Source organism: Rhizobium aureum (genome assembly GCF_030182495.1).
Taxonomy (GTDB): domain Bacteria; phylum Pseudomonadota; class Alphaproteobacteria; order Rhizobiales; family Rhizobiaceae; genus Rhizobium; species Rhizobium tropici_C.
In genome coordinates, this window is sequence record NZ_JAQJCI010000007.1 from 214,325 (window position 1) to 238,369 (window position 24,045).

General features: G+C 61.2%; 24 protein-coding genes and 2 pseudogenes. 18 read left to right on the forward strand and 8 right to left on the reverse strand.

What is annotated here, in order from left to right; translation table 11 throughout:
• The first annotated feature begins 170 nt into the window (after positions 1 to 170).
• Positions 171 to 1,130, forward strand: coding sequence for a DUF1444 domain-containing protein (locus PH552_RS18840; RefSeq protein WP_113250904.1), 960 nt, complete (start codon positions 171 to 173; stop codon positions 1,128 to 1,130).
• A 29-nt stretch (positions 1,131 to 1,159) separates the two neighbouring features.
• Here the strand turns inward: PH552_RS18840 and pncB are convergent, their stop codons facing one another.
• The 7 genes from pncB to PH552_RS18875 form a co-directional block, all read right to left on the reverse strand.
• Positions 1,160 to 2,464 (reverse strand): nicotinate phosphoribosyltransferase, encoded by a 1,305-nt coding sequence (gene pncB / locus PH552_RS18845; protein ID WP_113250903.1) that lies wholly within the window; start codon positions 2,462 to 2,464, stop codon positions 1,160 to 1,162.
• Positions 2,465 to 2,660: 196 nt separating this feature from the next.
• Positions 2,661 to 3,620, reverse strand: a complete 960-nt coding sequence (locus PH552_RS18850) for a 2-hydroxyacid dehydrogenase (RefSeq protein WP_113250902.1) — start codon at positions 3,618 to 3,620, stop codon at positions 2,661 to 2,663.
• Positions 3,621 to 3,631: 11 nt separating this feature from the next.
• Entirely contained in the window at positions 3,632 to 5,269 is a 1,638-nt protein-coding gene (locus tag PH552_RS18855; protein ID WP_113250901.1) for an ABC transporter ATP-binding protein, read from the reverse strand.
• On the reverse strand, positions 5,266 to 6,420 hold the full coding sequence (locus PH552_RS18860; RefSeq protein WP_112341840.1) for an ABC transporter permease: 1,155 nt from the start codon (positions 6,418 to 6,420) through the stop codon (positions 5,266 to 5,268). Before PH552_RS18860 ends, PH552_RS18855 begins: the two co-directional genes overlap by 4 nt.
• Complete coding sequence (locus tag PH552_RS18865; RefSeq protein WP_112341839.1) at positions 6,420 to 7,511, reverse strand: microcin C ABC transporter permease YejB; 1,092 nt, start codon at positions 7,509 to 7,511, stop codon at positions 6,420 to 6,422. The genes PH552_RS18860 and PH552_RS18865 overlap by 1 nt, the downstream gene beginning before the upstream one ends.
• 171 nt (positions 7,512 to 7,682) lie before the next feature.
• Positions 7,683 to 9,521 carry an extracellular solute-binding protein gene (locus PH552_RS18870; RefSeq protein ID WP_285166226.1) on the reverse strand — a complete coding sequence of 613 codons (1,839 nt, stop codon included), beginning with the start codon at positions 9,519 to 9,521 and terminating at the stop codon, positions 7,683 to 7,685.
• 108 nt (positions 9,522 to 9,629) lie between these two features.
• Positions 9,630 to 10,265, reverse strand: coding sequence for a TetR/AcrR family transcriptional regulator (locus tag PH552_RS18875; RefSeq protein ID WP_112341837.1), 636 nt, complete (start codon positions 10,263 to 10,265; stop codon positions 9,630 to 9,632).
• A 36-nt stretch (positions 10,266 to 10,301) separates the two neighbouring features.
• Here PH552_RS18875 and PH552_RS18880 point away from each other — a divergent pair, with 36 nt between their 5' ends.
• The 10 genes and pseudogenes from PH552_RS18880 to PH552_RS33770 form a co-directional block, all read left to right on the forward strand.
• Positions 10,302 to 10,871, forward strand: coding sequence for an isochorismatase family protein (locus tag PH552_RS18880; protein ID WP_285166227.1), 570 nt, complete (start codon positions 10,302 to 10,304; stop codon positions 10,869 to 10,871).
• A gap of 157 nt (positions 10,872 to 11,028) precedes the next feature.
• Entirely contained in the window at positions 11,029 to 12,087 is a 1,059-nt protein-coding gene (gene mepA / locus PH552_RS18885; protein ID WP_112341835.1) for a penicillin-insensitive murein endopeptidase, read from the forward strand.
• A gap of 99 nt (positions 12,088 to 12,186) precedes the next feature.
• Positions 12,187 to 12,567 (forward strand): methylglyoxal synthase, encoded by a 381-nt coding sequence (locus tag PH552_RS18890; protein ID WP_112341834.1) that lies wholly within the window; start codon positions 12,187 to 12,189, stop codon positions 12,565 to 12,567.
• Between the two features lie 33 nt (positions 12,568 to 12,600).
• The gene (locus PH552_RS18895) at positions 12,601 to 13,623 is read left to right on the forward strand and encodes a glucokinase (protein ID WP_112341897.1); all 1,023 of its coding nucleotides are present in this window, start codon (positions 12,601 to 12,603) and stop codon (positions 13,621 to 13,623) included.
• A gap of 264 nt (positions 13,624 to 13,887) precedes the next feature.
• Positions 13,888 to 15,627 (forward strand): ABC transporter ATP-binding protein, encoded by a 1,740-nt coding sequence (locus PH552_RS18900; RefSeq protein ID WP_432421999.1) that lies wholly within the window; start codon positions 13,888 to 13,890, stop codon positions 15,625 to 15,627.
• Positions 15,628 to 15,641: 14 nt separating this feature from the next.
• A complete protein-coding gene (dapB, locus tag PH552_RS18905; protein ID WP_112341832.1) occupies positions 15,642 to 16,466 on the forward strand; it encodes a 4-hydroxy-tetrahydrodipicolinate reductase in 825 nt (274 codons plus the stop codon).
• A gap of 121 nt (positions 16,467 to 16,587) precedes the next feature.
• A complete protein-coding gene (locus tag PH552_RS18910) occupies positions 16,588 to 17,223 on the forward strand; it encodes a 2,3-bisphosphoglycerate-dependent phosphoglycerate mutase (RefSeq protein WP_112341831.1) in 636 nt (211 codons plus the stop codon).
• A gap of 99 nt (positions 17,224 to 17,322) precedes the next feature.
• Positions 17,323 to 17,613, forward strand: a complete 291-nt coding sequence (locus PH552_RS18915) for a CopG family ribbon-helix-helix protein (protein ID WP_112341830.1) — start codon at positions 17,323 to 17,325, stop codon at positions 17,611 to 17,613.
• A pseudogene (locus tag PH552_RS33765) lies at positions 17,610 to 17,686 on the forward strand (type II toxin-antitoxin system mRNA interferase toxin, RelE/StbE family); the annotation flags it as partial. The gene PH552_RS18915 and the pseudogene PH552_RS33765, both read left to right, overlap by 4 nt.
• A gap of 69 nt (positions 17,687 to 17,755) precedes the next feature.
• Positions 17,756 to 17,905 (forward strand): annotated as a pseudogene (locus PH552_RS33770) (type II toxin-antitoxin system RelE/ParE family toxin); the annotation flags it as partial.
• A 7-nt stretch (positions 17,906 to 17,912) separates the two neighbouring features.
• Here PH552_RS33770 and phnF read toward each other — a convergent pair.
• The gene (gene phnF / locus PH552_RS18925) at positions 17,913 to 18,647 is read right to left on the reverse strand and encodes a phosphonate metabolism transcriptional regulator PhnF (RefSeq protein WP_183765496.1); all 735 of its coding nucleotides are present in this window, start codon (positions 18,645 to 18,647) and stop codon (positions 17,913 to 17,915) included.
• Positions 18,648 to 18,748: 101 nt separating this feature from the next.
• Between phnF and phnG the strand changes: the two genes are divergently transcribed.
• From phnG to PH552_RS18960, 7 genes are read left to right on the forward strand one after another with little or no spacing between them, the layout of a single operon-like run.
• A complete protein-coding gene (phnG, locus tag PH552_RS18930; RefSeq protein ID WP_112341828.1) occupies positions 18,749 to 19,225 on the forward strand; it encodes a phosphonate C-P lyase system protein PhnG in 477 nt (158 codons plus the stop codon).
• Positions 19,225 to 19,851 carry a phosphonate C-P lyase system protein PhnH gene (gene phnH, locus PH552_RS18935; RefSeq protein ID WP_113250895.1) on the forward strand — a complete coding sequence of 209 codons (627 nt, stop codon included), beginning with the start codon at positions 19,225 to 19,227 and terminating at the stop codon, positions 19,849 to 19,851. The genes phnG and phnH overlap by 1 nt, the downstream gene beginning before the upstream one ends.
• Positions 19,852 to 19,854: 3 nt before the next feature.
• Positions 19,855 to 20,964 carry a carbon-phosphorus lyase complex subunit gene (locus tag PH552_RS18940; protein ID WP_285166228.1) on the forward strand — a complete coding sequence of 370 codons (1,110 nt, stop codon included), beginning with the start codon at positions 19,855 to 19,857 and terminating at the stop codon, positions 20,962 to 20,964.
• A complete protein-coding gene (locus PH552_RS18945) occupies positions 20,961 to 21,857 on the forward strand; it encodes an alpha-D-ribose 1-methylphosphonate 5-phosphate C-P-lyase PhnJ (protein WP_169643984.1) in 897 nt (298 codons plus the stop codon). Before PH552_RS18940 ends, PH552_RS18945 begins: the two co-directional genes overlap by 4 nt.
• The gene (gene phnK / locus PH552_RS18950; protein WP_015338361.1) at positions 21,854 to 22,630 is read left to right on the forward strand and encodes a phosphonate C-P lyase system protein PhnK; all 777 of its coding nucleotides are present in this window, start codon (positions 21,854 to 21,856) and stop codon (positions 22,628 to 22,630) included. Before PH552_RS18945 ends, phnK begins: the two co-directional genes overlap by 4 nt.
• 9 nt (positions 22,631 to 22,639) lie before the next feature.
• Positions 22,640 to 23,347, forward strand: coding sequence for a phosphonate C-P lyase system protein PhnL (phnL, locus tag PH552_RS18955; RefSeq protein ID WP_113250892.1), 708 nt, complete (start codon positions 22,640 to 22,642; stop codon positions 23,345 to 23,347).
• The gene (locus PH552_RS18960) at positions 23,344 to 23,961 is read left to right on the forward strand and encodes a DapH/DapD/GlmU-related protein (protein WP_112341823.1); all 618 of its coding nucleotides are present in this window, start codon (positions 23,344 to 23,346) and stop codon (positions 23,959 to 23,961) included. Before phnL ends, PH552_RS18960 begins: the two co-directional genes overlap by 4 nt.
• Positions 23,962 to 24,045: the final 84 nt, after the last annotated feature.

Here is a 24,045-nt window from a genome sequence, read left to right on the forward strand (position 1 = left end):
CGCTGCCCTTCCTGCAATCGGACCATCCGGTCCGTTCCCGCAGACTATACGCGTTTTTTGTCCGGGCAAGCAGGCGCTTAACGGGACAAATCCATCGCCCGCCTGGCATTGCCCCGGAGCGGTGGCCGCGCTAGGTTCTGACACATGCCGGTCGGTATTCGGGGACGCGCGTGTTCAATTTCCTGAAAAGGCTCTTCGGTAAGGGCAGTCGGTCCGACACGCGCAGCGGGCCGAGACTGCCCGAACCCGAAGCCACGACGGCCGTCAAGACGCTCGATCTGAACATTCCGGATGACGCCTTGCGGAACGAGGCAACCTTTGCGGCCTATCTGCAGGAGCGCCTGCCATTCTTCGGCGACCTGATCCGCGTCGATTACGATCCCGCCGCCGGAAGCCTGACGCTGCATAGCCGCAACGGCGATCGGATGACGAAATTCCTCAGCAATGCCCTGCTGGCATTGCGCGAAAAGAAAGGGCCGGCGCGCGCCCAAGCGCTGCTCAACTATCTCAACATGACAGAAGCCACGGAGGACAATAGCGAGCTCTCCAAGGTCCTGCCGGTGCTGAAAACGCGCGATTTCGTCGAGGTTGCCCGCCAGCAGATGATGCAGGCTGTCAGGGATGAACCCAGCCCGCCGCAATTCGTCTATCTCGACGAAGCGGAAAACCTGATCAAGCTTTTCGTCGTCAATGGCGAGACGACCGTCAGCTACGTCATGTCCACCGCGCTGGACGATTGGGGCATCGACGCCCGGGAGCTTGCCGAGACGGCGCAGGCCAACCTGCAAAAATTCCTCGCCAAGACCGGCGTTCAGATCGCCAAACGCAGCCGGTTCCAATATGTCGAGGTGGACGGCCAGTTCGAATCCAGCATCGCTTTCCTGCCGAATTTCTGGGCGCAGGTGCAGGAGCAATCCGGCGGCGCCGCGCCGATCGCCGCCTTCCTGTCGCGCGACAAGGTGTTCTTCACGCATGAAAACGATACCCAGGGCCTGCAGCTGCTGGAGCTGATCAGCGCCGATCTCAGCGACGTGCCCTACGTCATTTCGCCGGATCAATATCGCTGGGAAAACGGCCGCTGGACGCTATTTCGCCGCGTCGCGCGGATGGAGGCGGCGATCCGTCATTAACCCCCATGCGGGGCTTGTCTATAGCAGCATCAGACAAGTACGTCCTGATCGATGCGATCTTCCGCGCCGAAGAATTTCAGATAGCGCTCGACCTCTGCCGGCTCGCCGGTTGCCTTCTGCGGATTGTCCGAAAGCTTGACGGCCGGGCGGCCATTTGCCTCGATCACCTTGCAGACGATCGAAATCGGGCTGAGCCCCTTGAGTTCGGTGGGCGCGCAGCCGGCGAAATCATTGGTCAGATTGGTGCCCCAGCCGAAGCTCATGCGGACGCGACCGTCGAAATGCTTGTAGGTGTCGATGATGGCATCGACATCGAGGCCGTCAGAGAAGATCAGCAGCTTCTGGCGCGGATCGCGGCCCATCTTCTTCCACCAGTCGATGATCTTCTCGCCGCCTTCGATGGGAGGCGCGCTGTCGGGGCGGAAGCCGGTCCAGTCGGCCACCCATTCCGGCGCGTTGCGCAGGAAGGAAGCCGTTCCGAAGGCATCGGGCAGCACGACGAGCAGATTGCCGCCATAGAGGCGGTTCCAGTCGCGCAGCACCTTGTAAGGCGCCTTGCCGAGTTCTTCGTCGTTTTTCGCAAGTGCCGCGGCGACCATCGGCAGTTCATGCGCATTGGTGCCAACGGCTTCGAGATCGGAATCCATGGCGAGCAGCACGTTGCTCGTGCCGGTGAAAGCGTGCGGCACGCCTTCCTTCAGCGCCTCGACGCACCAGCGCTGCCAGAGGAAGCTGTGGCGGCGGCGGGTGCCGAAATCGGAAATGCGCAGGCCCGGCAGTTCCCTCAGACGCTCCACCTTCTCCCACATCTTGGCCTTGGCGCGGGCGTAGAGCACATCGAGCGTGAAGGGACCGAGCGCCTTCAGCGCCGTGCGCGAACGAAGCTCGTTGATGATGGCGAGTGCGGGGATCTCCCACATCGTCGTTTCCTTCCACGAGCCGTGGAAATCGAGAATATACTGGCCGTCGCGCTTCGAAAGCTCATATTCGGGCAGTTGGAAATTCGACAGCCAGGCGAGGAATTCCGGCTCGAAGATCTGCGCGCGGCCATAGAAGGTATTACCCGCGAGCCAGATCATCTCCTTCTTGGAGAGGCGGAGCGTGCGGGCGTGATCGAGCTGCTCGCGCAATTCCTTTTCGTCGATCACCTCGGCAAGGCGAACGCTTTTGGTGCGGTTGATGAGCGAGAAGGTGGCGTCGACCTCCGGATAGAGTTTCCAGATCATCTGCAGCATGAGAAGCTTATAGAAATCCGTATCGATCAGGCTGCGGATGATCGGATCAAGCTTCCAGGTGTGGTTATAGACACGGGTGGCGATATCCGTCTTGGTCATGTCGTTCCTGCCCCGTCTCCTGCCCTACGGACGTCATGCTCGCCGCCAACTATCCTGCGGGCATGCGATTGTCGCGCCTTGTTATCAAAAAATGTGGAGCGAAAGTCCAGTCACTGAAAGAAAATTGATGTCAGGGCAAACGCGCCGCATTCAACCCGCGAAAGCGAAGCGCCGTAACTTCCGCATCCTACCGGATTTAGTAACCCCGGTCGCGATCCACCAGATGCTGCAGCGGCTCGCCGCGTTCAAAACGGGCGATCTGCTCCTCGACATGGCGCATCAACGCCTTTTCGTCAGACACGGCGGAATCATGCGGCGTAATGATGACATTTTCCAGGTCCCAGAGCGGATCATCAGCCGAGAGCGGTTCGACGGCAAAAACATCGAGCGAGGCGCCGCCGAGAATGCCAGTGCGAACGGCCAAGGCGATATCGGCCGCAACCTGGCTCTTGCCACGGCCGGCATTGATGAAGACCGGCTTGCCGAGCGGGCCGTTGCGGTGCAGCCTGGAGAAAAGCGAGATGTTGTAAATCCCGGTCGTTTCCGGTGTCAGCGGCAGGAGGCCGACAAGAATGTCGGTACGCGCCAGAAACGTATCGAGCCCGCCGGCATCGAAGGTTTCCATGCCGTCGATTTCTTTCTTCCCACGCGACCAGCCGATGACGTTGAAACCCATCACCTTCAGCTTGGCGGCGGCATCGCAACCGAGAACGCCGAGTCCCATGACGCCGATGGTAACATCCGCCGCCTCGGGGCCATGCTGCGGCGCCCATACATGCTGTCGCTGATTGCGCATATGCCCCTGCACATCGCGCAGATGCATCAGGCACTGCATCACGACCCATTCGCTCATGCGCACCGTCAGGCTGCGATCGACGAAGCGGACGATCGGAATATCGGGCAGGCCGGCAATGGACATCATCGAATCGACGCCGGCGCCGCCCGAGAAGATCACCTTGAGATTGGGCGCGCGCTCAAAAAGATCGGCATCCGGCTTCCACAGCAGCGCATAGTCGACATGCCTCAGATCCAGCCCCTTGCTGGCGGGGTCGGCGAGATTGATGCTGCCGCGATCGGCAAAAGCGGTTTCGAGTGCCCTGGCGACGGTTGCCGGATCGAATTTGAGGTCGACGAGAACGGGGCTTTTGGCCGGCATGATGGTGGTCTCTATTGCTGGATGGCGGCGGTCGGCACCGCTTCGATATTGAAGGCAGCGGCAAGCAGCGCCCTGGTGTAGTCCTCTTTCGGCGCCCGGAAAATATCGGTGGATGCGCCCTGCTCGACGACCTTACCGAAGCGCATGACGATCAGTTCGTTGGCGAGCGCCTTCACCACCTTCAGGTCGTGGCTGATGAAGAGATAGGCAAGATCATGCTTCTTCTGCAGGTCGCGCAGCAAATCCACGACCTGTGCCTGCACGCTCATATCGAGCGCCGAGGTTGGCTCGTCCAGCATGACGAAACGCGGCTTCAGCACCATGGCGCGAGCGATTGCAATGCGCTGGCGCTGGCCGCCGGAAAATTCATGCGGGAAACGCCAGCGGGTGGAAGGGTCGAGGCCTACTTCCTCCAGCGCCCAGCAGACGCGCTTGTCGCGCTCATCGGCCGAAAGCGATCGCTCATGCACCTTCAACCCCTCGGCGATGATCTCGCCGACCGACATGCGCGGGCTCAACGATCCATAAGGATCCTGAAAAACCACCTGCAGCTGGTTGCGCAGCGGCCGCATTTCCCGGAACGAATAGCCGGCTATATCCTTGCCGACGAAGGCGATGCGTCCTTTGGAGGAAATAAGCCGGGCGAGCGCCAGACCGAGCGTCGTCTTGCCCGAGCCAGATTCGCCGACGACGCCGAGCGTCTGGCCGGCCCTGAGCTTCAGATCGATGCCGTCGACCGCCTTCACATGATCGACGACCTTGCGCATGAAGCCCGCCTTGATCGGGAACCACACACGGATATCGCTGCCTTCCATGACGACAGGCTTGTTCGCATCGCTCGCCGGCGGCTCGCCGCGCGGCTCGGCGGCCAGCAGATGGCGGGTATAGTCATGCTGCGGATTGGTGAAAACCTCCTCCACCGTGCCGGTCTCGACGATACGCCCCTTGGTCATCACGCAGACACGGTCGGCGAACTTGCGGACGATGCCGAGATCGTGGGTGATGAACAGCATCGACATGCCGTGCGTGCCCTTGAGGTCGCGCAGCAGTTCGAGGATCTGCGCCTGCACGGTCACGTCGAGCGCCGTCGTCGGCTCGTCGGCGATCAGCAGTTCGGGACGATTGGCAAGCGCCATGGCGATCATCACGCGCTGACGCTGACCACCCGATAGTTCATGCGGATAGGCCTTTAGGCGCTTTTCCGGTTCGCGGATGCCGACCTGGTTCAAAAGCTCCAGCGTGCGGTTGCGGGCAGCCTCGCCGGTCATGCCCTGATGTAAGGCCAGGATCTCGCTGATCTGCTTTTCGATCGAGTGGAGCGGATTGAGCGAGGTCATCGGCTCCTGGAAGATCATCGTGATGTCGTTGCCGCGCACGGCGCGCAGCTCGTTGTCGGATGCCTTCAGCAGGTCCTTGCCCTTGAACAGGATTTCGCCGGAAGGGTGGCTTGCGGCCGGATAGGGCAAGAGCTTCAGGATCGAATTGGCCGAAACCGACTTGCCGGAGCCGGATTCGCCGACCAGCGCCAAGACTTCGCCCTTGGCGATATCGAAGGAAACGCCATCGACCGCGGTCGATGTCTGCCCGCCCTGATGAAAGGCGACAGAGAGATTGCGGACTGACAGCAACGGAGTGTAGTTTTCGCTCATCGGAACGTTTTCCTCGGATCGAAGGCGTCGCGCACGGCCTCGCCGATGAAAATCAGCAGCGACAGCATGATCGACATGGTGAAGAAGGCCGAGAGCCCCAGCCAGGGAGCCTGCAGATTGGATTTGCCCTGAGCGATCATCTCACCGAGCGACGGCGAGCCCGGCGGCATGCCGAAACCTAAGAAATCCAGCGAGGTCAGGGTGGTGATCGAGCCCGACAGGATGAAGGGAACGAAGGTCAGGGTCGCGACCATCGCGTTCGGCAGCAGGTGGCGATACATGATGGTGCGGTTGTTGACGCCGAGCGCGCGGGCGGCGCGCACATATTCGAAATTGCGCGCTCTGAGGAATTCGGCGCGCACGACGCCGACGAGCCCCACCCAGGAAAACAAGAGCAAAATCCCGAGCAGGATGAAGAAGCCCGGCGGCAGCACCGAAGCGATGATCAGCAGGATATAGAGCACTGGCATGGACGACCAGATTTCGATGAAACGCTGCATCAGAAGATCGGTCCAGCCGCCGAAATAGCCCTGTATCGCGCCGGCGCAGACGCCGACGACGGCCGAGCAGATGGTGAGGGCGAGTCCAAACAGCACCGAGATGCGGAAGCCGTAGATCAGGCGGGCGAGCACATCACGCGCCTGGTCATCGGTGCCGAGCCAGTTGAAATTGCTCCAGTTGCAGTTCGGGTCGGCAACACCGCCGGGATAGCCCGAACAGCGCGTCTCCTTGCTCATCGCCCAGAATGGCGGCGTCGGCGCCGACAATCCCTTCGGCAGGTTGGAATTGGCGGTCTGATAGGAATAGTGGATCGGTGGCCAGATCATCCAGCCATTGGCATTGATCTCGTCCTGGATATCCTGGGCGCGGTAATCCGTCTGCGCCAGGAAGCCGCCGAATTTTTCTTCCGGATAATCGACAAAGACCGGCGTCAGGATCTCGCCCTTGTAGGAGACGAGGATCGGCCGGTCATTCGTGATGAACTCGGCTCCAAGGCTGAGAACGAACAGAACGAGGAAGATCCAGAGCGACCAGTAGCCGCGGCGGTTGGCCTTGAAATTCTCCCAGCGGCGCAGGTTGGTCGGCGAGAACAGTCCCTTACGTGGCGGCTTCACCGTAGTCGATAGCGTCTGCTGATTGGTCGCGTCCATCACACCTCCCTCCGCTCGAAGTCGATGCGCGGATCGATCCAGGTGTAGATCAGGTCGGAGATAAGGCTGACGACGAGGCCAAGCAGCGAAAAGATGAAGAGCGTGGCAAACACCACCGGATAGTCGCGCTGGACAACGGAGAGATAGCTCAGGCGCCCCAAGCCATCGAGCGAGAAGATATTCTCGATCAAAAGCGAGCCGGTGAAGAAGGCGGAGATGAAAGCGCCGGGGAAGCCGGCAATGACGATGAGCATGGCGTTGCGGAAGACATGGCCATAGAGCACGCGCCGCTCGGAAAGACCCTTGGCGCGGGCGGTGATGACATATTGCTTCTTGATCTCTTCAATGAAGGAATTCTTGGTGAGCAGCGTCGTGGTGGCAAAGGCGGCGAGCGAGAGCGAAATCAGCGGCAGCACCAGATGCCAGAGATAGTCGAGGATCTTCTGCCACCAGCTGAGGTCGGCGAAATTATCCGAAACGAGGCCGCGCAGGGGGAACCAGTCGAAGAAGGATCCGCCGGCAAACAGCACGATCAGCATGATGCCGAACAGGAAGCTCGGGACCGCATAGCCGATGATGATGATGCCCGACGTCCAGACATCGAAGGTCGAGCCGTCCTGCACCGCCTTGCGAATGCCGAGCGGGATGGAGATGGCGTAGGAGAAGATCAGGATCCAGATGCCGAGCGAGATCGATACCGGCAGCTTCTGGCCGATAAGATCGATGACCGTGGTGTTGCGGAAGAAGCTCTCGCCGAAGTCGAAGCGGATATAATTCCACATCATCTGGCCGAAGCGCTCGAGCGGCGGCTTGTCGAAGCCGAACTGCTTGTCGAGCTTGGCGATCAGTTCCGGATCAAGACCCTGCGCGCCGCGATATTTCGAGTTGCTGTCATCTAGGGATTGCTGAGCCAGCATATCGGTGCCGCCGGACAGGCGGCCGGTGGCATTGTCGCCCTGCCCGGTCAGCTGCGCGATGACCTGTTCGACCGGACCGCCGGGCGCAAACTGCACGATGGTGAAGGAAATGGCCATGATGCCGACTATGGTCGGGATCATCAGCAGGAGGCGTCGCAGGATATAGGCGCCCATCAGCCCGCCGCTCCCTCAAAGAGGGGTATGCTCCGCCTTGCCTCAATCCAACTGTCGATCAAATCACATTCCCTTCCGCCGGATCGAGACCGGCGCAGTCATATCAGTTTGAAACTATCCGAATCAGCCCTGAGCATTTGGAGCCAGCAGGCCCCTTATGGCAAGAGAAGCTCACTTTCTGGCGCTTTTCGACCACCAGACTTCAGGGAAGCCGATCGAATAATAGGGCAATTCGGGCAGATGCTCGAACTTGTCCCAGTAAGCGATTCGTGTCGTCGTCCCGTAGAAGGTCGGCAGGACATAATGATGGGCAAGCAGTACACGATCGAGCGCTTTGACCGTCGCTTCCTTTTCCGCCACGTCCTTTGCGAAGATCACCTTCTGAATAAGCGCGTCGACGCCCGGATCGGAAATACCCGCATAGTTGCGGGATCCCTGGCGGCCGGCGGCGGCCGAACCCCAGAAATCAAGCTGCTCGTTGCCGGGATTCAACGTCTCCGCCCAGACGACCCAGATCATATCGTAATCGAAGCTGCGAACGCGGTTGACGTACTGCGAGGGATCGACAGTCCTGATGCTGGCATCGATGCCGATGCGCTTCAGATTCTGAATATACGGCAGCACCGACCTTTCCAGTGAAGGATTGTTCAAGAGGAGCTCCAGCGAAAACGGCTGACCGGTCTGCGCGTTCACCATCTTATTGCCCTTGAGGACCCAGCCGGCCTCCTTGAACAGGGCAATCGCCTTACGGAAATTATCGCGCGCCTTCTGCGGATCGCCGGCGACCGGATTGGCATAAGGCGTGGTAAAGACCTCGGCAGGTACCTTGTCCTTGACACTATTCAGGACATTGAGCTCCTCCCCTTGCGGCAGGCCAGAGGAAGCGAATTTCGTACCGAAAAAGAAGCTGTCGACGCGCGTCAACTTGCCAAAGGAAAGGGTCCGATTCAGTTCCTCGAAATCGTAAGCGTAGTTCAGCGCCTCGCGCACACGTTCGTCCTTGAACTGTTCGCGGCGCATATTGGGAACGAGCGCCTGCATGACGCCGACCGAGCGCAGTGTGTTGGGCAATTCCTCACGCTTGATGCGCCCATCCTTGGCGGCCGGAAAATCGTATCCGGTCACCCAATGGCTTGTCGAATTGTCCTGCCAGTAATCGATGACGCCGCTGCGAAACGCCTCGAAGGCGACGTCATAATCGGAAAAATAGACATAGTTTATCGCGCCGAAATTGTTCTCGCCGATATTGACCGGCAGGTTTTTGCCCCAGTAATCATCACGCAGTTCATAGCGGATCGAGGACCCCGGTTGCATTGATGCGATCTTGTAGGGACCTGATCCCATGACCGGCTCAAGTGTGGTGCGCGAGATATCGCGGGGCTTGCCATCAGGGCCATTTGCTTCCCACCAATGTTTTGGCAGGATCGTAAGCTGACCCAGGATCGAGGGCAGCTCGCGGTTACCTTTCTCATCGAAGTGGAAGGTAACGTCGCGCTCGCCTGTCTTTTCGGCGCTCACGACATGGGTGTAATATCCTGTCACCAATAGATTGAGTTCTTTGGTTTTCTCGAAGCTGAAGATGACATCCTCGGGCGTCACCGGTGTTCCATCGGCCCACTTTGCCTCGGCACGCAGCCGGAAGGTGGCGCTCGAGACGTCATCGGGATAGGAAACGCCCTCGGCAAGCAGGCCGTAGGAGGAATTGGCCTCATCATCGGCCTTCTTCAGCAGCGTATCGTAGATCAGTTCGGTACCATCGACGATATTGCCCTTCGATAGCACCGGATTGAGGGTATCGAACGTGCCGCTGGCAGACAGCTTCACCTCACCGCCCTTCGGCGCATCCGGATTGACATAGTCGAAATGCTTGAAGCCGGGCTGATATTTCAGGTCGCCGAGAATGGCCGTACCGATGCGGAATTGCGGCTCTTCGGCTTGCGAGGATAGAGGCATTGCCAGCAGGCAAAGAAGAGAAACGACCAAGCCTGCTTTCAACCGCGACAATGCCATTCATGATCTCCTGATGTTTTCCGAGAATCAGCATAAGGCAAATGAGGGCAAAAAGCAGGACGCAACAACTCATCTCTTTGCAAAGACGCCGAAGACCATCTCCAGGAATCAGCCCTTTGCCGCAGCTTCTTCAAGACGTTTGCGCAGCATCAGCCGCAATTCGCCGGCGACGCGGCGGTCCTCGGCGGCATCAGGCTCGGCGGCGACGGCAACGACGATGCGCAGCAGTTCGAGTACGATGCCCGACATCAGCGCGATATCGTCCGATATCGGCGGCTGCGCCCGCCGCAGAACGCCGGCGATCAGTTCCTTCAGCTCCGCCCGTGAGCGCGCCTTGCGCTCCTTCGGAATATCGCGGCGACCCGCCAGCACCGAAAACTCCGGATATTCATCCATGAAGGCGCTGAGCGCATCGAAGATCGCCTCGCCGCTATCGGCTGCGGAAAGGCCGGTGCTCCGTTCCGCCATGTCCCGAAGCCCGGCTTTCAATCGCTCCAGGCGTTCGATATGCAGCGCTTCGGCCAGCAAGGGCTTGGTCGGAAAGAACTGATAGAGCGAGCCTATGGAAGAATGCGCCTCGGCCGCAATCTCCGTCATCGTTGCTGCGTCGTAGCCCTTACGCGCGAAAACCTTTGCGGCCGCCTCCAGCAATATGACGACGCGCTCATGGCCGCGCTGCCGCTTCGGCGTTCGTGTCTTCAATGCTTCACTTGATTTTTGTGAGGCTTCCCTCATATTTTTCATTGTGAGGATAGCCTCATATTTCTTTCGGAGCTCCAGATGCCGCTTTACGATCCCAAGACCACCGCTCTTATTTCCATCGACTTGCAGGGCCTCGTTCTTACCAGACCGCTCGCGCCCCATCCTGCCCAGCAGATCGTCGCCAATACGGTTGCCATCGCAAACAGGCTGAAAGCCTATGGCGGAACGACCGTTTTCGTAACGGTCGGATTTTCCGCAGACTATGCCGACGCTGTCAATCAGCCGACTGACGAAAGCTTCACGCTTCCCCCAGGAGGTTTGCCGCCGGCCGCGTTGGAAGCGCCCGCCGAGATGGCGGCGCTGACGCCGGATGTGGCCATCGTCAAGCGTCAATGGAGCGCCTTCTACGGCACGGAACTCGATCTGCAGCTTCGCCGCCGCGGCATCAACACTTTGATCGTGACGGGAGTCGCCACCAATTTCGGCGTGGAAGCGACCGTACGCGACGGCTATGCCGCAAATTATGCCGTGATCGTCGCGGAAGATGCCGTAACGACCCTTTCGCAGGAGATGCAGGATTTCGCCTGCACGAAAGTGCTGCCGCGGCTGTCGCGCATCCGCAAGACGGCGGAAATCCTGGCGAACTGATCGGTCCGAAGCCTTAGTGCAGTCATGAGAAGGCGGTCGCTTGTCGGCCGCCGGCCATGTCGCGGATTAACTTCCATTGCTTTTCAGGATAATCTCGGGGCAAATCACTTCGGCCCAAATCACTTTGGATAACGCCGACCGCCGCTCAAGGATATGCATGATTTCACTTCTGGCTCGCTCCCTTCCAACAATCGGCAAAGTCTCTTTCGCGACAATGATTGGAATGGGTCTTATCGCCGGCGATGCGCTGGCGCAGCAGGCACCCCCCTCGCCCGGCAGCGCCAAGGCCGTCTTCGGAGCTGTGACACTGCCGACGCAGGGACCGCCGCAATCGATCGGTTTCTATGCCAAGGGCTGCCTTGCCGGCGCGGTCGCGCTGCCCGCGGACGGTCCGACCTGGCAGGCGATGCGCCTGTCGCGCAATCGCCGCTGGGGCCGGCCTGAAATGATCGGTCTGCTCGAGCGGCTGTCGCGCGATGCGGCCAGGAATGACGGCTGGCCGGGCCTGCTCGTCGGCGATATCTCGCAGCCGCGCGGCGGCCCGATGGCAAACGGCCATGCCTCGCATCAGATCGGCCTCGATGCCGACGTCTGGCTGACGCCGATGCCACGGCACAAGATGACGGCGGAAGAGCGCGAAACCCTGCCCTTCACCACGATGCTCGCCAAGGACAAGTTCCTGACGATCAACGACAAGGTCTGGACGCAGGCGCATGCCCGCCTGCTCATGCGGGCGGCGAGCTATCCCGAAGTCGAGCGCATCTTCGTCAACCCGGCGATCAAGAAGAAGATGTGCGAGACCTGGACGGGCGATCGCACTAATCTCAGCAAGCTGCGGCCGGAATACGGGCATGACTCGCATTTCCATATCCGCCTCCGTTGCCCAGCCGGCTCCGTCGGCTGCACAGGGCAGGCGCCGGTCGCCGCGGGCGACGGCTGCGACAAGCCGCTCGCCTGGTGGTTCGGTCCCGAGCCGTGGGCGAAGCCGAAGCCGAGCACGAAACCTCCGGTCAAGCCGCGCGAGGTCATGGTTTCCGATCTGCCCAAAGCCTGCCAGGCCATAGTGGCGGCACCATCGGTCGCATCGGCTCGCGCCGCAACCTTTGGCGCCAAAGCTGCCGATGCAGCGGCGGAAACGAACGCGTTACCTGTCTCTGGGCCTGCCTCCGGATCTGTTTCCGGCGACACGCCGCCCGGCCAAATCCCGCAGCAATGAGGCCGGAAACCTCCTTGCCGGTTCAGCCTTTTAAAACAGGTCTCCTTGGTATAGAAGGCGGATAAATCGATTGAAAGCACTGGGTGGAGCAAGGATTTCATGGCCGGCAGCAAATGCATCGCCTTGATCGCGCATGATCAGAAAAAAGATGCGATGGCGGAGTTCGCACGGCGCAACCAGGCAGCTCTTGCCGATTGGAAGATCGTTGCGACCGGCACGACGGGCGGCCGAGTGCTTGATGCCTGCCCCGACCTCAAGGTCACCCGCCTGAAAAGCGGGCCGCTTGGCGGCGATCAGCAGATCGGCGCTCTCATCGCCACCGGCGAGATCGACATGCTCATCTTCTTCATCGATCCCCTCACGCCCCTGCCGCACGACGTCGATGTGAAGGCATTGACGCGGCTTGCCGTTCTCTACGACATTCCGATGGCACTCAACGAATCCACCGCCGAGCGGCTGATCAAAACACTGAACCATTAATCCGCCTTGCCGGCGGCAGACACGGACCTGTCCATGCCCGAGCTCAATCACAGCGATGCCCCCCCGCCGTTTCCCATTCTGATCGGCGATATTGGTGGGACCAATGCGCGTTTCTCGATCCTTGTCGATGCAGGCTCCGAGCCGGAGCATTTTCCGGTCGTGCAGACGGCGAATTTCGAGACGATCGACGATGCGATCAAGCTGATCCTCGAAAAGACGAAGACACGGCCCCGCGCCGCAATCCTCGCCATGGCCGGCCCTGTCCAAGGCGATGAAATTCCGCTCACAAATTGCGACTGGGTGATCCGTCCGAAGACGATGATCGCCAATCTCGGCATCGAGGACGTGCTCGTCATCAACGATTTCGAGGCGCAGGCGCTGGCGATCGCCGAGATTTCCGACGAGCATCGCCAGACCATCGGTGAAGCATCCGGAACCAAGACCGCATCGCGTGTCGTACTCGGACCGGGCACCGGGCTTGGCGTGGGCGCCCTGGTCCATACCCAGCATCAATGGGTGCCTGTGCCGGGCGAAGGCGGCCATATCGATCTCGGGCCGCGCACGGAACGCGACCTGCAGATCTGGCCGCATCTGGAGCCCATCGAAGGCCGCATCTCGGCCGAGCAGGTGATCTGCGGCCGCGGCCTGCAGAACCTTTATCATGCCATCTGCGCAGCTGACGGCATCGCGCCGAGCCTGAAGGAACCGGCCGACATCACCAACCACGCCCTTGCCGGCACCAATGCGCAGGCGGAGGAGACGCTGACGCTGTTCGTCACCTATCTCGGACGCGTCGCCGGCGATATCGCCATGGTCTTCATGGCGCGCGGCGGCGTCTATCTCTCCGGCGGCATTCCGCAAAAGATCCTGCCGGCGCTGCAGAAGCCGGAGTTCCGCGCCGCCTTCGAAGACAAGGCGCCACACACGGAAATGATGAAGACGATTCCGACCCATGTGGTCATCAATCCGCTGGCGGCGCTTTCGGGCCTTGCGACCTACGCCCGCAAGCCCAAGAGCTTCGGCCTTGCCACGGAAGGCCGTCGCTGGCGGCGTTAACCGGATTGCCAGGTAGAGCATGGCGCGCTGAAACCCTGTGTGCCATGCCTTTTTGAAGGCGCCGGCTTTCTCTATAATGGGCCCGGCTCCGTGATCGGCCTTAACCAGCCCGGCAGACCATGTCTAGCCAAAGCCGTGCTAACTCTTTAATAGAGCCGCGGAAGCACGTGCCAGATGCGGCTCGCTTGGTTCAAGACAGGAAGCCGATTATTGAAATTGCCTGACCCGAAAAGCAAAAGCGTCGACAGCGAAGCCATTACCGGCATGCTGAAGCGTATTATCGCCGAGAACGGCCGCGATCACATTCGCGGCTACGCCATCGCGATTACCTGTCTTACCCTCGTTGCGCTTTCGACCGCTTACATCGGTTACATCGTCAAATCGGTCATCGACAGCGCCTTTATCGCCCGCGATATCGTCGATGCCTGGAAAATCTGCTTCAGCATCTTCCTCGTTTTCGTGGTGCGCGGTTTTGCGGGATATTTTCAGTCGGTCATCCTGTCGAAGATCGGCAACAACATCATCGCCCGCTATCAGCGCCGCCTTTATTCGCATCTGATGACGCTGTCGGTCGGCTTCTTCAGCGAAGCCCGCTCCGCGCAGCTCGCTGCCCGCATCAGCCAGAACGTCTCGGGCATCCGTGATGTCATGAACCTGACGATCACGTCGACGGCGCGCGACCTTCTGACCTTCGTCGCCCTGCTCTGCGTCATGGTCTTCCAGGATCCGGTGCTTAGCATTGCGTTCGTCGTCATCGCGCCGCCGCTCTTCTTCGCGCTGCGCTATATTTCCAAGCGCCTGCGCGCGGCCACACGCGATGCGGTGGTCCTGAACAGCCATGTGCTCGGTGCGATGCAGGAGACCATTCAAGGCGTTTCCATTGTCAAGGCCTTCACGATGGAAGAAGAGCTCGAGCGCAAGATCAACAAGCTGATCACCGCCGCCGAGCACCGGCAGAACCGCATCGCCCGTCTTTCGGAGCGCAACGGACCGCTGATCGAAACAGTCGCCGGCTTCGCGATCGCCAGTCTTTTCGCCTATGCCGCCTACCGGTCGATCTACGACAATGTTTCGCCGGGCGTATTCTTCTCCTTCGCCACTTCGCTGCTGCTCGCCTATGATCCGGCCCGCCGCCTCGCCAAGCTGCAGGTGCAGCTGGAGCGCGCGGTCGTCAATGCGCGGATGATCTACGAGCTGCTCGACATGGAGCCGCGCCAGCGCGACCTGCCGGATGCCAAGCCGCTCAGCGTGACCGAGGCCCGCATCGAGTTCCGCGACGTTCATTTTGCCTATGGCGACGAATCCGTGCTTTCCGGTGTCAACTTCACGGCCGAGGGCGGACAGACGACGGCGCTGGTCGGCCCTTCCGGCGCCGGCAAGTCCACCGTCATCAATCTCATCCCGCGCTTCTATGATCCGAAGGCCGGCAGCATCTTCATCGACGGGCAGGATATCGCGCATGTAACGAAACAGTCGCTGCGGGAACAGCTCGCCTATGTTTCGCAGCAGCCCTATCTCTTCGAAGGCACGATCCGCGACAATATCCGCTACGGCCGTCCGAACGCGACGGATGCCGAGATCGAGGAAGCAGCGCGCCTTGCCTATGCCCATGATTTCATCGAGGCGCAGCCGATGGGCTATGACACACCGGTCGGCGAAAATGGTGTGACGCTGTCCGGCGGCCAGCGCCAGCGCTTGTCGATCGCCCGCGCGCTGGTGCGCAACGCGCCGATCCTGCTTTTGGACGAGGCGACCTCGGCGCTCGACACGGAATCCGAAGCAGCTGTCCAGAAGGCGCTGGAAGAAGCGATGAGCGGCCGTACGGTCGTCGTCATCGCGCACCGCCTGTCGACGGTTGTCCGCGCCGAGAAGATCGTCGTCATGCAGAACGGCCGGGTTGTCGAAGAGGGCAACCATGAGACGCTTGCGACATCAGACAATGGCCTCTACGCTCGGCTCAACAACCTGCAGCTACCGGCGATTTCGAGCAGTTCCCGCAAATAGACGATAGAGACGACATGAGCGACGATGCGATGAAGCTGGTGGTGGTTGGCGCGGCGGGCCGCATGGGACAGGCTCTCATCCGGATCATCCACGCAACCGAGGGCGTAACCCTGCACGCCGCCGTCGCCCGCCCCGGCTCCGCCTTCATCGGCAAGGATGCCGGCGAGATCGCCGGGCTCGGGCCGATCGGCGTTCCCGTCACCGACGATCCGCTTGCCGCCTTCCTGCATGCCGAAGGCGTCATCGATTTCACGACGCCGGCAACCAGCATCACCTTCGCCGGTCTCGCCGCCCAGGCGCGCATCGTGCACATCATCGGCACGACCGGATGTTCGGACGAAGACGAGTCGAAGTTCAAGGCTGCTGCACGGCATGCCCGCATCGTCAAGTCGGGCAATATGGGCCTCGGCATCAACCTTTTGAGTGTGCTTGTCGAGCAGGCGGCGCGGGCGCTGCCTTCGAACGATTGGGATATCGAAGTGCTGGAGATGCATCACCGCCACAAGGTCGATGCGCCCTCAGGCACGGCACTCCTGCTCGGCCAGGCAGCGGCGAAGGGCCGTGGCGTCGATCTCAACGACAATTCCGTTCGCGTGCGCGACGGCCATACCGGCCCGCGCCCGGCAGGCTCGATCGGCTTTGCGACCTTGCGTGGCGGCGGCGTGGTCGGCGATCACTCCGTCATCTTCGCCAGCGAGGGGGAGCGGCTGACGCTGTCGCACAATGCCGGCGACCGCTCGCTGTTTGCGCGCGGGGCGCTGCAGGCAGCACTCTGGGCACGCGACAAGAAACCCGGCTTCTATTCCATGCTCGATGTTCTCGGGCTTTCCACACGTTGATCCGATCCTGGAGCGGATCGGCATGGAACTGCCGATCCGCTCCAGCCTTTTGTTGTCTCGCAATTCCGGACGGAAAACCGCTACACACTTTTCCTGGAATTGCTTCATTAAGGAGAAATTTATGAGCGGCACTCTCGTTCTCGTTCGCCACGGCCAGAGCGACTGGAATCTGAAGAATCTCTTTACCGGCTGGAAGGACCCGGATCTGACCGCGCTTGGCATCGAAGAGGCCAAGACCGGCGGCAAGGCTTTGGCCGACTACGGCATCAAGTACGACATCGCCTTTACCTCCGCGCTGACGCGCGCCCAGCACACGCTGAAGATCATCCTCGATGAAATCGGCCAGCCCGGCCTCGAAACCATCAAGGATCAGGCGCTGAACGAGCGCGACTACGGCGATCTCTCCGGTCTCAACAAGGACGACGCCCGCGCCAAGTGGGGCGAAGAGCAGGTTCACATCTGGCGCCGCTCCTACGACGTTCCGCCGCCCGGCGGCGAAAGCCTGCGCGATACCGGTGCACGCGTCTGGCCCTATTACCTCACAGAAATCCTGCCGCGCGTGCTCGCCGGCCAGAACGTGCTGGTGGCCGCTCACGGCAACTCGCTGCGCTCGCTCGTCATGGTTCTCGACCGCCTGAGCAAGGCGCAGATCCTGGAGCTGAACCTCGCGACCGGCGTACCCATGGTCTACAAGCTCAAGGCCGATTCCACCGTCGCCTCGAAGGAAGTCCTCGGCGACATGTCCGGCGCGCATTGAGCTGTTGAACGGAAACCACCCCTCATATGCCTGAGATGAGGGGTGGGAAATGCCGCAATAAGTGTTACACTGCACTGCGTATGTAACACACGGACTGACATGACCGACGCGACATTTACCTTCCGAGTTGAAGAAGAGTTGAAGGCGGCTTTCAGCGAGGCTGCGAAAGCGCATGATCAAACCGGTGCGCAGTTGCTTCGGGCTTTCATGCGCGATTATGTGCGGCGCCAGCAAGATGCCGCTGAATATGACACATGGTTTCGCCAGCAGGTTCAGGCCGGTCTTGCTTCAGCCAACGCCGGCAATCTCATTCCTGACGACAATATAGATGCTGAATTTGCCGCCTTGCGAGAAGAAACACGCCGCAAACTCAGCGGGCGTTCTTCGTGAAACTTGCGTGGACTCCCGAAGCACGGGCTGATCGACGCGCCATCTATATTTATATCGAGGCTGAGAACGCCTCTGCGGCAATCGCGCTGGACGAACTCTTCGCCAAACGGTCGAAACAACTCATGACCCATCCAATGACGGGCCGACCCGGCCGCGTATCCGGACACGCGAACTCGTCGTGCACAGAAACTATCTGCTGGTTTATGATCTTGCTGATGAAACGGTGCGCATAATCCGCATTCTGCATGCCGCACAGCAATGGCCGCCAAACGATTTTCAGCCGATTCCCTAGTGCGGCATCAGTTCTCGACGGTGAAGCGCACCCTGTCGGCGGCGAAGCGGGAAATCGAATATTGCACGGGGATATTGTCGAGATCCGCATTGAGCGCCTGGGCAACCAATACGATGGCGCCGGGGGATAATTGCAGATCGGTGAGATCGCCTTCATCGGCATGCGTTGCGGTGATCTCGGTGACGACGCGAACGTAATCGGGCACGCCAAGCTCCTTGAATGCCTTAGTGATCGATCCCGTCGCCCGATAGATCTCAGCGATATCGCCAAAACGATCCGCCGGGAACCAGCTGGTGGCGCGCGATACCGGACGATGATCCGCCTGGCCGAGCGTTTCCAGCCGGATCAGCGGCGTACCCGTCTTGATCTTGAGCTGCCGGGCCAATTCGATACTCGCGGCCTCTTCGCCCGATGCAAGCAGCACGCTGCGGGTCTCACGTACCTGGTCGCCGATCCCTTGCGAAAATCGCGTGCGCCTTGAAATCGGGAAGCTCAGTCGCTCCTTGCGCTCAATCAGCGTGCCGCGTCCTTGCACGGCGCGGACAATCCCTTCCTGCGCTAGTGCCGCGAGCGCGCTCCTGATCGTGTGCCTGTTGACGCCGAACTGCAGTGCCAGCACCGTTTCCGGCGGCACCATGCCCGTCTGGTCGAAGTCGCCGTGGTTGATCGAGGTCCGAATCCGGTCGGCGATCTGCCGCCAGAGCGCCACGCCCGTTTGCCTCTGGATCTTCTGCCCTGCCATTTCGCCCACTCGCCCTGTCACACGCTTGTCACGACTCGCTAATAGATATAAAACTATCTTGTATGGTTGTCTATATCAATAGACATTTAGAGGAAGGCGCGATGAATTCAGCACAAAGGCAGGAAGCGGCCGCTCAGGAGCGTCGGGAACGCAAGCGCGTCGCCGATCTCTTGGCGCAGGCCGAGCGCGACGAGCTCGAGGCGGCCTGGGAAGCATTGCCGAGCAAGCCGACGGTACAGCCGGTGCGCGGACCGGAGACAGGGCTCGTCATGGTGCGCGGCCGCATCGGCGGCGGTGGCTCCCCCTTTAACCTCGGTGAAGTCACGGTGACACGCGCCACCGTCAGGCTGGCATCCAATACAATCGGGCACGCTCACGCGCTCGGCACGGATCGGGAAAAGGTCCGGCTTTCGGCCATCTTCGATGCCCTCTGGCAGCAGTCGGCCACGAAGGAGTTCGTCGAAAGGGCAATTCTGCAGCCCGTGACCGAACGTATCGAAAACTATGATCGCAAGCGCGCGGAAGAGACGGCGGCAACCCGCGTCGATTTCTTCACCATGGTTCGCGGAGAAGATTGATGAGCCTTTCCAGCACCCCAACCTTCGGCAACGAAGCCCTGACCGGCGGCTTCATCGATCCGGTTTTCGATGCCCAGAGTGTCTTCAAGAAGGCAATGGACGCCATGGCACGTCCGGGCACCCTGCAGACCGTTGAGGCTGACGTCGCGCCGCCCGCTCCACTCGGTGTTGCCGCTGGCGCCATCGGCCTCACCCTTTGTGATCACGACACGCCTGTCTGGCTCTCCAACAGCCTGGCAAGATCAAGCCTGCCGGAATGGCTCGCCTTCCACACCGGAGCGCCCGTCATTTCGGATCGGCTGGAGGCGCAGTTCGCCTTCATCGAAGCCGGCATGGCGCTTTCCTCCTTCAGCCAGTTCGGCATCGGCACCCAGGAATATCCCGATCGGTCGACCACGATCGTTCTGGAAGTCCAAAGCCTGGAGGGCGGCAAGGAACTGGCGCTTTCGGGGCCTGGCATCAAGGATGTGACCATGATCGGCCCGGTTGGGCTGCCGGACGCGTTGCTGCGCATCTGGAACGACAATCGCGCGCTCTTCCCGCGCGGCGTCGATCTCATCCTGACGGCGGACCGGCAATTCCTCTGCCTGCCGCGCACCACCAAGATCACCGCAACGGAGTTGTGACATATGTATGTTGCCGTTAAGGGCGGCGAAGCCGCCATCGCCAATGCTCACCGGCTGCTGGCCGACCGTCGCCGCGGCGACCGCTCGCTGCCGGCAGTCGGCATCGACCAGATCGTGGCGCAGCTGGGGCTCGCCGTCGATCGCGTCATGGCCGAGGGCTCGCTTTATGACCGCACGCTGGCCGCGCTTGCCGTTCGCCAGGCACGGGGCGACATGATCGAGGCGATCTTCCTGCTCAGAGCCTACCGCACCACTCTGCCGCGCTTCGGTTATTCCCAGCCGCTCGACACATCAGCAATGAAGATCGAGCGCCGCATCTCCGCGACCTACAAGGACTTGCCGGGCGGCCAGCTTCTCGGCCCGACTTTCGATTATACGCATCGCCTGCTCGACCCGAGCCTTTTGACCGACGAACCTGTCGACGAGCCGATGCAGCGGCCGGCGGAAGATGGCCGCGTGATGCGCGTCTCGGAAATCCTCGGCCAGGAGGGGCTGATCGAAGGCGACGGCACCATGCCCATCGATCACGAGATCGGCGACCTGACGCGCGAGCCGCTAGAGTTCCCGATGACCCGCGACCTTCGCCTGCAGGCGCTCGCCCGCGGCGACGAAGGCTTTCTGCTGGCGCTCGGCTATTCGACGCAGCGCGGTTATGGCCGCACCCACCCCTTCACCGGCGAAATCCGCATCGGCGAAGTGGAAGTGGAATTCGAGGTGCCGGAACTCGGCTTTGCCGTCTCGCTCGGCCGCATCCAGGTGACCGAATGCCAGATGGTCAACCAGTTCAAGGGTTCGGCCAAGGCACCGCCGCAGTTTACCCGCGGCTACGGCCTGGTCTTCGGCCAGAGCGAGCGCAAGGCGATGGCCATGTCGCTGGTCGATCGCGCCCTGCGGGCAGAGGAACTCGGCGAAGACATCGTTGCGCCGGCTCAGGACGAGGAATTCGTCATTTCCCACTCCGACAATGTGCAGGCGACGGGCTTCGTCGAACATCTGAAGCTGCCGCATTATGTCGACTTCCAGGCCGAGCTCGACCTGGTGCGGCGCATGCGCCGCGACTTCGAAGCGGCTCGCGACCGCGGCATGGAACCCATGACGGAGGCAGCCGAATGACCGAACTCGCCACCTACAATTTCGCCTATCTCGACGAGCAGACCAAGCGGATGATCCGCCGCGCCATCCTGAAGGCGATCGCCATTCCTGGCTATCAGGTGCCCTTCGCCTCGCGCGAAATGCCGATGCCCTATGGCTGGGGCACCGGTGGCGTGCAGCTGACGGCGGCGATCATCGGCCCGCAGGATGTTCTGAAGGTCATCGACCAGGGGGCCGACGACACGACGAACGCCGTCTCCATCCGCGCCTTCTTCCAGAAGGTCGCCAATGTCGCTGTCACCACCCGCACGGAAGAGGCGACCATCATCCAGACGCGCCACCGCATTCCGGAAGCCAAGCTCGGGCCGAACCAGGTGCTGGTTTACCAGGTGCCGATCCCGGAACCCTTACGCTTCCTGGAGCCGCGCGAGACCGAGACGCGTAAGATGCATGCGCTCGAGGAATACGGCCTCATGCATGTGAAGCTCTATGAGGATATCGCCCGCAACGGACGCATTGCCACGACCTACGCCTATCCGGTCAAGGTCGCCGGCCGCTACGTCATGGACCCATCGCCGACGCCGAAGTTCGACAATCCGAAAATGCATCTGTCGGACGCGCTGCAGCTGTTTGGCGCCGGCCGCGAAAAGCGCATCTATGCCGTGCCGCCCTATACCGAAGTCGTCAGCCTGGATTTCGAGGACCATCCCTTCGAAGTGCAGCGCTTCGACAAGCCCTGCGCGCTTTGCGGGGCGGAGCAGGTCTATCTCGACGAGGTGATCCTCGACGACAAGGGTGGGCGCATGTTCGTCTGCTCGGATACCGATTTCTGCGAGGATCGCCGCGCCCACGGCCATGCCGGCCCTATGCTTGCGCCCGATGGATTGCAGGCTAGCAAGGAGGCTGCCGAATGAGTGACTCACCCCTTCTCAAGGTCAAGGACGTCTCGAAATTCTACGGCAGCCGCATCGGTTGCCGCGATGTGTCCTTCGAACTCTGGCCCGGCGAAGTGCTCGCCATCGTCGGCGAATCCGGCTCCGGCAAGACGACGCTGCTCAACTGCATCTCGACGCGGCTACTGCCGACGACGGGCAGTGTCGAATACCACATGCGCGACGAGACCTATCGCGATCTCTTCCGCATGAACGAGGCCGAGCGCCGCTTCCTGATGCGCACCGACTGGGGCTTCGTGCATCAGAACCCGGCCGATGGCTTGCGCATGACGGTTTCGGCCGGTGCCAATGTCGGCGAGCGGCTGATGGCGATCGGCAACCGTCACTACGGCAACATCCGCAACACGGCTATCGACTGGCTGGAGCGGGTCGAGATCGATGCCGACCGCATCGACGACCAGCCGCGCGCCTTCTCCGGCGGTATGCGCCAGCGCCTGCAGATCGCCCGCAACCTTGTAACCGGTCCCCGCCTCGTCTTCATGGACGAACCGACCGGCGGCCTCGACGTGTCCGTGCAGGCCCGTCTGCTCGACCTAGTCCGTGGTCTCGTCAACGATCTCGGGCTTTCGGCAATCATCGTAACCCACGATCTTGCCGTCGCCCGCCTCCTGTCGCATCGCATGATGGTGATGAAGGACGGCCAGGTGATCGAGCACGGTCTCACCGACCGCGTTCTCGACGATCCGCGCGAACCCTATACGCAACTGCTGGTCTCTTCGATCCTGCAGGTCTGAGGAAGAAACATGGCAACCCCACTCGTCGTTTCCGAAGTCTTCAAAAGCTTCACCATGCATCTGCGCGACGGCATTCGCCTGCCCGTCGTTGCCGATGTCTCCTTCTCCGTCGCCGCGGGCGAATGCGTCGTGCTCGGCGGACCGTCCGGCATCGGCAAGAGCTCGTTGCTGAAGATGATCTATGGCAACTATGCCGTCGACAGCGGCCAGATCCTGGTCACTCACCGGGACAGGATCGTCGATCTCGCCACCGCCGATCCGCGCACCGTGCTCGACGTCCGCCGCCAGACCATGGGCTATGTCAGCCAGTTCCTGCGCACCGTGCCGCGCGTTGCTGCCATCGACGTCGTCGCCGAGCCATTGCTGGCACGCGGCGTGACCGTGAGCGAGGCCCGGGATAGGGCAGCCGAGCTCCTGGCGCAGCTGAACCTGCCGAAGGAACTCTGGCAGTTGCCGCCTGCCACCTTCTCCGGCGGCGAGCAGCAGCGCGTCAACATTGCGCGCGGCTTCATCACCGATCACGCCATCCTGCTGCTCGATGAGCCCACGGCATCGCTCGATGCCCGCAACCGGGCCGTCGTCGTCGATATGATCGAACAGAAGAAGCAGGCCGGCGTCGCCCTTCTCGGCATCTTCCACGATGAAGAAGTGCGCGAGGCCGTCGGCAGCCGCGTTCTCGACGTCTCGCAATTCTCGCCGCGGAAGGCCGCCGCATGAGCCGCAAATTGGGCGAGACGCCCTTCATCAGCCCTTCGGCGAGCGTCAACAATTCGACGCTCGGCCGCTATACCGAAGTCTCCGACCGCTGCCGCATCGATGAAGTCGAGATGGGCGACTATTCCTATATCATGCAGGATGGCGCGGTCTGGTGCGCGACGATCGGCAAGTTCGTCAACATCGCCGCCGCCGTGCGCATCAATGCCACAAACCATCCGACATGGCGCGCCACGCTGCATCACTTCACCTATCGCGCCGCCGATTACTGGCCTGACGCCGATATGGAGACGGATTTCTTCACCTGGCGGCGCGACAACCGGGTCGTCATCGGCCATGACGTGTGGATCGGTCACGGCGCCACCATCTTGCCGGGTGTGACGGTCGGCAATGGTGCCGTGATCGGGGCCGGCGCGGTCGTCTCCAAGGATGTCGCGCCCTATACGATCGTCGGCGGCGTGCCGGCCAAGCTGATCCGCGAGCGCTTCACGCCCGAGGTCGGCGCGCGCATGGATAGGCTTGCCTGGTGGGATTGGGATCACGACCGCCTGCGCACAGCGCTTGCCGACTTCCGCGCCCTGTCTGCGGAAGATTTCCTGGATCGCTACGCCGCCTGAGGACGCTTTCGACCCTCATCGGGCTTGCGAGGCGGTGACAAGCGATCCAGCTTTCAGATGATCCTTGCAAGGACGGGATCGAGA